The 8,422-nt window shown below is 73.1% G+C and carries 10 protein-coding genes; 5 read left to right on the top strand and 5 right to left on the bottom strand.

The genetic code is table 11. The features are described 5' to 3' along the window. The 3 genes from VIM19_19365 to VIM19_19355 form a co-directional block, all read left to right on the top strand. Nucleotides 1-532 (top strand): glycosyltransferase (locus VIM19_19365; GenBank protein ID HEY5187004.1); only part of this gene is annotated, 532 nt, incomplete at its 5' end. Continuing rightward, a complete protein-coding gene (locus VIM19_19360) occupies nucleotides 529-1,335 on the top strand; it encodes a glycosyltransferase family 2 protein (GenBank protein ID HEY5187003.1) in 807 nt (268 codons plus the stop codon). The genes VIM19_19365 and VIM19_19360, both read left to right, overlap by 4 nt. After that, nucleotides 1,332-2,363 (top strand): glycosyltransferase family 4 protein, encoded by a 1,032-nt coding sequence (locus tag VIM19_19355; GenBank protein HEY5187002.1) that lies wholly within the window; start codon nucleotides 1,332-1,334, stop codon nucleotides 2,361-2,363. The genes VIM19_19360 and VIM19_19355 overlap by 4 nt, the downstream gene beginning before the upstream one ends. Here VIM19_19355 and VIM19_19350 read toward each other — a convergent pair. Further along, entirely contained in the window at nucleotides 2,341-3,132 is a 792-nt protein-coding gene (locus VIM19_19350; protein ID HEY5187001.1) for a WecB/TagA/CpsF family glycosyltransferase, read from the bottom strand. The two genes, VIM19_19355 and VIM19_19350, sit on opposite strands and share 23 nt — an antisense overlap. A gap of 86 nt (nucleotides 3,133-3,218) precedes the next feature. Between VIM19_19350 and VIM19_19345 the strand changes: the two genes are divergently transcribed. Further along, nucleotides 3,219-4,700: a sugar transferase gene (locus VIM19_19345; protein HEY5187000.1), complete on the top strand. Its 1,482-nt coding sequence runs from the start codon at nucleotides 3,219-3,221 to the stop codon at nucleotides 4,698-4,700. A gap of 27 nt (nucleotides 4,701-4,727) precedes the next feature. Here VIM19_19345 and rfbD read toward each other — a convergent pair whose 3' ends face one another. The 4 genes from rfbD to rfbA are packed head-to-tail and all read right to left on the bottom strand — an operon-like array spanning nucleotide 4,728 to nucleotide 8,062. Continuing rightward, nucleotides 4,728-5,624, bottom strand: coding sequence for a dTDP-4-dehydrorhamnose reductase (rfbD, locus tag VIM19_19340; protein HEY5186999.1), 897 nt, complete (start codon nucleotides 5,622-5,624; stop codon nucleotides 4,728-4,730). Continuing rightward, nucleotides 5,621-6,610, bottom strand: coding sequence for a dTDP-glucose 4,6-dehydratase (gene rfbB, locus VIM19_19335; protein HEY5186998.1), 990 nt, complete (start codon nucleotides 6,608-6,610; stop codon nucleotides 5,621-5,623). The genes rfbD and rfbB overlap by 4 nt, the downstream gene beginning before the upstream one ends. Continuing rightward, nucleotides 6,610-7,179 carry a dTDP-4-dehydrorhamnose 3,5-epimerase gene (rfbC, locus tag VIM19_19330; GenBank protein HEY5186997.1) on the bottom strand — a complete coding sequence of 190 codons (570 nt, stop codon included), beginning with the start codon at nucleotides 7,177-7,179 and terminating at the stop codon, nucleotides 6,610-6,612. Before rfbC ends, rfbB begins: the two co-directional genes overlap by 1 nt. Before the next feature lie 10 nt (nucleotides 7,180-7,189). Next, the gene (gene rfbA, locus VIM19_19325) at nucleotides 7,190-8,062 is read right to left on the bottom strand and encodes a glucose-1-phosphate thymidylyltransferase RfbA (GenBank protein HEY5186996.1); all 873 of its coding nucleotides are present in this window, start codon (nucleotides 8,060-8,062) and stop codon (nucleotides 7,190-7,192) included. Nucleotides 8,063-8,152: 90 nt separating this feature from the next. Here rfbA and VIM19_19320 point away from each other — a divergent pair. After that, nucleotides 8,153-8,422, top strand: a 270-nt coding sequence (locus VIM19_19320) for a type IV toxin-antitoxin system AbiEi family antitoxin domain-containing protein (GenBank protein HEY5186995.1), incomplete at its 3' end; no start/stop codon positions are given.

Below are 8,422 nucleotides of genomic sequence, written 5' to 3'. Positions count from 1 at the left end.
GTTCGCCGCGCTGGCGGAGCTTCGTCGACGGGGGCTCGACGTCCCGCTGGTCCTCACCGGGCCACGCCCCCCGGACGGCCTCAACCTCTCTGAGCTCGCGCACCAGCACGGTGTCAGCGACCTGGTCCGGGACCTGGGGTATCTGCCACTGAATGCCGCACGTTCGGTGATTGCCGGAGCATTGCTGATGCTGGTACCGACCCTCTTCGAGGCGGCGAGCTTCCCCATCTGGGAGGCCTTCGACATGGGTGTGCCGGTGGCCTGCTCCGACGTGACTTCGTTGCCGAAGCAAGTGGGTGACGCGGCCCTGGTGTTCGACCCGCGCGACACGCACAGCGTGGCGAAGTCCGTGGAGGCGGTGTGGGTATCCCCGGGCCTGCGTGCGCAACTGGTGGCGCGGGGGCACGACCGGGTCGCCGAGTTCACCTGGGAGGAGACCGCCAGGACGTTTCTGGCTCTCTACCGTCGGCTCGGTGGCCGGACGCTCTCGGCGAAGGACACGCTGTTGCTCGAGCGGGAGCCGCGGCTATGACCGGCGCTGCCAGCCCGCGGGTCAGCGTCGTCAGCGTCGTCCGCAACGACCTGCCGGGATTGCAGCGCACCTGGGCTTCGTTGGCCGCGCAGACCTGCTCGGACTTCGAGTGGGTGGTCGTGGACGGGGCCAGCACCGATGGGGCCGTCGACTGGCTGAGGACGCTGGGCGATGAGCGACTGACCTGGGTCTCCGAGCCGGACCTTGGCACCTACGACGCGATGAACAAGGGTCTGGCGGCCGCTCGAGGCTCGCTGCTGCAGTTCCTCAACGCCGGGGACGTGCTCGCCTCCAGCGACGTGCTGGACCGCGTCGCTCGTGACGGCGAGGCGCACCGGTGGTCCTGGGCGTTCGGGATCGTGCGCTTCCAGGACGACGAGGGCGGCTTCCTCGGCGTCTACGCCGGGACGCCGTACAGCTTGCGACTCCTCGAGCTCGGCTACCGCTACGTTCCACACCCGTCGTGCTTCTTCACCCGCGAGCTCGTCGACCGGGTCGGCCGCTACGACCTTCGGTACCCGGTCGCCGCCGACCAGGACTTCATCATCCGCGCCGGCCGGCTCGCCGAACCGACAGTCATCGGCGAGATCCTGGTCGACTTCGTCGCAGGCGGCGCCTCCACCGGGCAGGCCCCGGACGCCTTCGTCTGGCAGGCCCGGCAGATCCGCAGGGACCGCCGGCGGTGGGTGGGATCCAACCCGGTGACCGACCTGCTGGTCTCCTCGGCCCTCGCGTCCGACTTCCGGCTGCGCGCCCTGGCGGCTCGGGCGACGCGGCGCGGCGCCGAGGCGGGACGTCGATGACCGGCGAGCCGCGGGTGCTCGTCTGTGCCGACTCCCTGCACGGAGGGCTGGGGACCATCGCGTCCGCTCACGTTGAAGCGCTGCGCGCCGCCGGGGTCACCGTCCGGGTGCTGGCCGGGCCGCCAGCCCACTCCGGCGCTGAACCGTGGTCGCTGCCCCCGCGCACCTCAGCGCTCGCCGCCATGGTGCGAGCCGGCCGGGAGGTTCGCGCCGCGGTACGCGCGTTCCGTCCTGATGCGGTGCACTGCCACGGCGCCCGCAGCGGGCTGGCCGCCGCGACGGGTCTGGTTGGCCTGGGACTCTCCGCCCGGGTCACGGTGCACACCGCGCTGCCCGGCTCACCGACGGACGCGCTCCGCTGGGGGCCTCGGGGGTGGTCCTTCCTGGCCCTGCCGCTCGTGCTGCGACACCCTTCGGCGGTCGCACCGACACGGTTGCCCGGCTGGCGGTTCAACCCGGTCCTCAGCCCGGCCGCCGTCCCTGGCGGCCCGGCGGCGACGGGCGAGCCGGCCAGCGAGCTGCTGTGGATCGGGCGGCTGGACGCACCCAAGCGGCTGGACCAGTTCCTCGACCTGGCCGACCAGCTGGCCGAGCGCGGTCTCATCAGCGCAGTACGCGTCGTCGGCACCGGTTCGCAGCAGGGTTTGCTGGACGAATACGCCCGCCGGGGCAGGGCGCAGCTCGCGGTGGAGGGCTTCCTCGACGACCCGTGGGCCGAGACCTCGGGGTCGGAGATCGTCGCGATCCTCAGCGACTCCGAGGCCGTGCCGCTGGTCCTGCAGGAGGCCATGGCCCGCGGGCACCTCATCGTCGCCAGCAGGCTTCCGGGGATCCAGTGGCTGGCCCAGGAGTCAGTCGTCTACTGGGACGGCGCGAGCAGCACCGCCCAACGCATCGCCGGCCTGGCACCAGCCGACCGCGACCACCTGCGTGCCGCAGCGTGCGGCACCTTCGCGCGGTACTCCCAGCGCTGCCCCGGCGTCGCCGCCCTCGTCGAGCAGACGCTCAGCCTCGCGGTGTCTCGCTGAGCGTTGGCCGCTGGCGAAGCGTCGCCCGGACGAAGCGCGCGTTGCCGAACAGGTAGCGCCGCCACAGCCGTCGCGGCTCGGTGGCCAGCCGGTGCGTCCACTCCAGGCCGCTGCGCTGCATCCACACCGGAGCCTGTGCCGTGGTCCCGGCCACGAAGTCGAAGGCTGCGCCGACCGCGACGAACACCGTGTCCATCTCGCCGGCCAGTCGCGCGCACTCGACGTCCTGCTTGGGGGTGCCCAAGCCGACCCAGACGATCTCCGCCCCGGACGCCTCGATCCGGTCGCGCTGGGCCGCGCGCTCCTCGGCGCTCAGCTCACGAAACGGCGGGCTCTCCGCGCCGACCACGTCGGCGCGCGGGTAGGTGACCTTGAGGTTGGCGACCAGGGCGTCCAGCACCTGCGGCGTCGAGCCGAGCAGGTAGTGCTTCAACCCGACGTCCTGCCCGGCCTCGAAGACACCACGGAACAGGTCCGGGCCGTAGACCCGCTCGCGGGGCGGGTCCTGTTCGCGGTGCAGCACCCGGTTGGCCCACACCACCGACATGCCGTCGGGCAGGTTCATCGAGGACCGCTGCAGCAGCTGGTGGAAGTCCGGGTCCGTGTCCGCCAGCGCCAGCGTGTAGGCGTTGCACAGGTGCACGTCGATCCCGGTGCGCAGCGGAGCCTGGGCCAGCCAGACCACCTTGCTCACGGCGTCCGCCAGCGAGAGCGCGGAGATAGGGACGCCGGCGCAGGCGAGGACCGACCCGGTCGTTGCCACCGTCACCATATGAGTGTCGGCAGGTCGAGGCCGGGCCTTCAGCCGAGCGTGCCCGGTTTCACCCGGGTGCGGAACATGCCGATGGATCGTCCATGACCCAGGCCGCCGCCCGCCGCGTGGAGCGCCGGTCCGCGGATCCGCTCCTCGGACTGCCCGCACCGCCACCGGAGGCGCTGGCGACCGGGCGGCGGGCGCTGCGCCGGTACGTCGCGGCGCTGGCCGTCGTGGACCTGGGCGCCGTCGTCACGGCCGTCGGTGTCGCCTACCTGGCGCGCTACGGCCCCGTCCTGGCGGTGACCAACGGGTACGACTACGGGCTGATCCTGCTCGGCACGGTGCTGGCCTGGCTGGGCGCCCTGCTCTGGCAGGGCGGGTACGAGACGCGGGTCCTGGGCGTGGGCGCGGAGGAGTACCGCCGGGTCACCCGGGCCACCTTCGTGGTGGTCGCGGTCGTCGCCACCGCCAGCTTCATGCTCAAGGCGGACGTCGCCCGGCTGTTCGTCGGCGTCGCGTTCCCGCTCGGGTTCGTCCTGCTGCTGCTCGGACGGTTCGCAGCGCGGCAGTGGCTGGTCCGGCAGCGTCGGGCCGGACGGCTCGGCCACCGGGTCGTCGTGGTGGGCGACCGCCAGTCGGTCGTGTCGTTCGTGGCCCGGCTGCGGCGCGAGCCGTACGCCGGCTTCGGCGTGGTGGGGGCCTGCCTACCCGCGCGCTACGAGGGCCTGCGCGACGCCGACGAGGTCCCGTCGCTGGGCTCGTACGACGACGTGGCGGCCGCCGTGCGCGCGGTCGGGGCCGACGTCGTCGCCGTGACGCCGTCCGAGACCATCACCCCCGAGCGGCTGCGGCAGCTGGCCTGGGCGCTGGAGGGCGCGGACGTCGACCTGGTGGTCGCCCCGGCGATGACCGACGTGGCCGGGCCACGGGTCACGGTGCGCCCGGTGGCCGGGCTGCCTCTGCTGTACGTGGACGAGCCGCGCTTCACCGGTCCGCAGCGACTGGTCAAGGGCACCCTTGACTGGGTGGTGGCGCTGTTCGGGCTGGTCCTGCTGTCGCCGCTCCTGCTCGCCGCTGGGCTGGCCGTGCGGCTGGGTTCCCCCGGTCCGGCGTTGTTCCGCCAGGTCCGGGTAGGGCGGGAAGGCCGGCTGTTCCGCGTCTGCAAGCTGCGCACGATGTACGTCGACGCCGAGCAGCGGCTGGAGTCGCTGCGAACGGCCAACGAGGCGGACGGCCTGCTGTTCAAGATCAAGGATGACCCCAGGATCACGCCGGTCGGCCGGCTGCTGCGGCGCACCTCGGTGGACGAGCTGCCGCAGCTGCTCAACGTGCTGCGCGGCCAGATGTCGCTGGTGGGACCCCGACCGCTGCCGGTCCAGGGCGACGCCTTCGTGGGACCAGAGCAGCGCCGGCACCTGGTCAAGCCGGGCATCACCGGCCTGTGGCAGGTGAGCGGGCGGGCCGAACAGTCCTGGGAGGACGCCGTCCGGCTCGACCTGTACTACGTGGAGAACTGGTCGCTGTCCATGGACCTGGTGATCCTGCTGCGCACGGTGCTCGCGGTCTTCCGCGGCTCGTAGCCGGCCACGTCACCCGCCGAGGCGGGTTCAGCCGCCAAGGGCCGGGAAGGCCGCCGCGAGGCGCTGCGCCCAGTCGCCGATCGGGTCGATGCCGGTGCCGGCCCAGCGGTGGTGGCCCAGCACGCTCCAGGCCGGCCGGGGCGCCGGGCGCGGGAACGCCGACGTCGGCACCGGCAGCACCCGCGCCGGGTCGGCGCCGGCCAGCTCGAAGATGGCCCGGGCGAAGGAGAACCAGGTCGTCGCCCCGCTGCTGGTGCCGTGGTAGATCCCCGACGGTGCGGCGCCGGACAGCGCCGCGGACCCGAGCAGGGCCAGCCGGTCGGCGAGGTCCACCGTCCAGGTCGGCTGGCCGTGCTGGTCCTCGACCACGGTCACCGTCTCGCGCTCGCGCTCCAGCCGCAGCATGGTGGCCACGAAGTTCGGCCCGTGCGCGCCATACAGCCAGGCCGTGCGCACGACGTAGCCGGTGGTCGGCAACGCAGCGAGAACCGCCTGCTCGCCGACCAGCTTGGTCCGGCCGTAGGCGGTCAGCGGCCCGGTGGGGGCGTCCTCCGGGTAGGGGACCGTCGCGTCGCCGGCGAACACGTAGTCGGTGGACACCTGCAGCAGCACCGGCCCGGCGCCGTCGCGGTGCCCGTGCGCCGCCAGGCTCTCGCAGGCCGCGGCCAGGTTCTGCGGTGCGCCGCCGTTGACGGCCAGCGCCTGCGCCTCGTGGGTCTCCGCCTCGTCGACCGCCGTCCATGCGGCGCAGTTGACCACCACGTCGGGCCGGACCTCGCTGAGCAGCTCGCCGACCGCGGCGGCCGAGCGCAGGTCGATCTCGTCGCGGTCCACCCCGACGACACTCGCACCGGACGACTCCAGGCGGGGGAGCAGGTCCGAGCCGAGCATCCCGCGGTGCCCGGCGACCAGCCAGCGACTCATGCGCCGAGCGCAGCCCGCGAGCGCAGCGGCTCCCACCAGTCGCGGTGGTCGCGGTACCACTCGACCGTGGCGCGCAGCCCGTCGGCGAACGGCACCCGCGGCGCGTAGCCGAGCTCGGCCGAGATCTTGGAGATGTCCACCGAGTAGCGGCGGTCGTGGCCGAGCCGGTCGGCCACCGGGCGCACGCGGTCCCAGCCGCAGCCGGTGGCCGCGAGCAGCAGCTCGGTGAGTTGCCGGTTGGTCAGCTCGGTGCCGCCGCCGATGTTGTAGACCTCGCCGGGCCGGCCGCCCTCGGCGACCAGGGCGATGCCGTCGCAGTGGTCGTCGACGTGCAGCCAGTCCCGCACGTTGCCGCCGTCGCCGTACAGCGGCACCGTGTCGCCGTCCATGAGGTTCGTGGCGAACAGCGGGATGACCTTCTCCGGGAACTGGTACGGCCCGTAGTTGTTGCTGCACCGGGTGATCACGGTGTCCAGGCCGTGGGTGCGGTGGTAGGCGCGCACCATCAGGTCGCTGGCCGCCTTGCTCGCCGCGTACGGGCTGTTCGGCTCCAGCGGGTGCGTCTCCGGCCAGGAGCCCTGCGCGATCGAGCCGTACACCTCGTCGGTGCTCACGTGCACGAACCGGCCGACACCGTGGCGCAGCGCGGCGTCCAGCAGCACCTGGGTGCCGGCCACGTTGGTGCGCACGAACTCCGCCGCGCCCAGGATGGAGCGGTCCACGTGGCTCTCGGCCGCGAAGTGGACGACGAGGTCGGCGCCGGCCAGCACTGCGTCGACGTCGTCCGGCTCGCAGATGTCGCCGCGGACGAAGCGGTAGCGCGGGTGCTCGGCGACCGGCGCGAGGTTCGCCTCGTTGCCGGCGTAGGTCAGCTTGTCCAGGACGACGACGTCGGCGCCGGTGTAGGCCGGGTAGCAGTCAGTGAGCAGCCGGCGGACGAAGTCCGACCCGATGAACCCGGCCGCACCGGTGACGACGATGCGCATCAGCCCTCCCAGGCGGGCAGCAGGCCGACGGCGTGGGCCTCGGCGAGGGTCGGCGCGGCCTGGTCCTTGGCGCTGAGCACCAGGTCGAGGTCGGCCGGCCAGGGCAGCCCGAGCGCCGGGTCGAGCGGGTGCACGCCGTGCTCGGCCGTCGGGTTGAAGGGGGTGGAGCACAGGTAGAGCACGGTCGCGTCGTCGGTGAGCGCGACGAACCCGTGGCCCAGCCCCTCGGGCAGGTACACGGCCTTGCGCTCGTCGGTGTCCAGCCGGACGGCGTCATGGCGGCCGAACGTGGGGCTGCCCACCCGCAGGTCGACGACGACGTCGAGGACGGCGCCGGCCACGCAGGTGACGTACTTGGCCTGCCCGGGCGGGACGTCGGCGTAGTGGATCCCGCGGACCACACCGCGCCGGCTGATCGAGCAGTTCGCCTGGGCCATGGCCAGGTCGTGCCCCACGGCGCCCGCGAACGTCTCGGCGCGGAACCACTCGAGGAAGACCCCGCGGTCGTCGCGGTGCTGCTGCGGGGTCAGCTCGAACGCGCCGGGGACGGCGAGCTCCTTGATGTGCATGGCGGTCAGGCTAGCTGGCGGCGTCGTCCAAAAGGCCGATCAGGTACTGGCCGTAGCCACTCGGCCGAAGGGGTTCGGCCAACCGGCGGAGCTGCTCGTCGTCGATGAAGCCCTCGCGCCAGGCCACCTCCTCGACGCAGCCGATCTTCTGGCCCTGCCGCTGCTCGACCACCTGGACGAACTCGCCGGCCGCCATCAGGGAGTCGACGGTGCCGGTGTCCAGCCAGGCCGTGCCGCGCTCGAGCACGGTGAGGGTGAGAGCGCCCCGCTGCAGGTAGGCCTCGTTGACCGCGCTGATCTCCAGCTCGCCCCGAGCGCTCGGCCGGATGCTGCCGGCGATCTCCACGACGTCCTCGTCGTAGAAGTACAGCCCCGGGACGGCGTAGCTGCTGCGCGGGTGCTCCGGCTTCTCCTCGATCGAGAGCACCTTCCCGTCGGGGGTGAACTCGACGACGCCGTAGGCCCGCGGGTTGCTCACGTGGTAGCCGAAGATGTGCCCGCCGACGACGTCGGCGTGGCCCTTCAGCGCGGTGCCCAGCCCGGTGCCGTAGAACAGGTTGTCGCCGAGGACGAGGCAGACCTTGTCGCCGTCGAGGAAGTCGGCGCCGATGAGGAACGCCTGGGCCAGGCCCTCCGGTTTCGGCTGCGCGGCGTAGCTGATGTCGATGCCGAGTCGGCTGCCGTCGCCGAGGAGGCGCTGGAACTGGTCCTGGTCGGCCGGGGTGGTGATCACCAGGACGTCGCGGATGCCAGCCATCAGCAGGGTGGACAGCGGGTAGTAGACCATGGGCTTGTCGTAGACCGGCAGCAGCTGCTTGCTCACCGTCTGGGTGATCGGGTGCAGTCGGCTGCCGGTACCGCCGGCCAGGATGATCCCTCGCATGGGGCGCGAGCCTAGCCGCCCGCCGCGGCCCGGGCCGCGGCCTGTGGACGACGCCGGTCCGGCGCGCGCCCGATCCGCGACCCTGGAGCGGTGCGGACCACGACGGCCCCCCCGTTCCCCGCCCTCGGCGTGCGGCGAGGTGGCGTGTGCACGCTGGCCGAGGCGTTGGCGGACGGCGTGCCTCACTCGCGGGTCCGCCGACTGCTCGCCGCCGGGCTGTGGGTGCGGGTGGTCGGGGACGTCGTCGCGTTCGCACCGGTGCTGCCGGCGGCGGCGGTGCCGCTCGCCTGGGTGGCCTGGCTGGCCAGCGGCGGGGTGCCCAGCCACCTGACAGCGGCGGCGGTGCTCGACCCTGCCGGT

Source organism: Actinomycetes bacterium (genome assembly GCA_036510875.1).
In the GTDB taxonomy this organism is placed as follows: domain Bacteria; phylum Actinomycetota; class Actinomycetes; order Prado026; family Prado026; genus DATCDE01.
The sequence above is the reverse complement of the archived record's forward strand: the minus strand, read 5'-3'. Positions and strand labels throughout refer to the sequence as shown.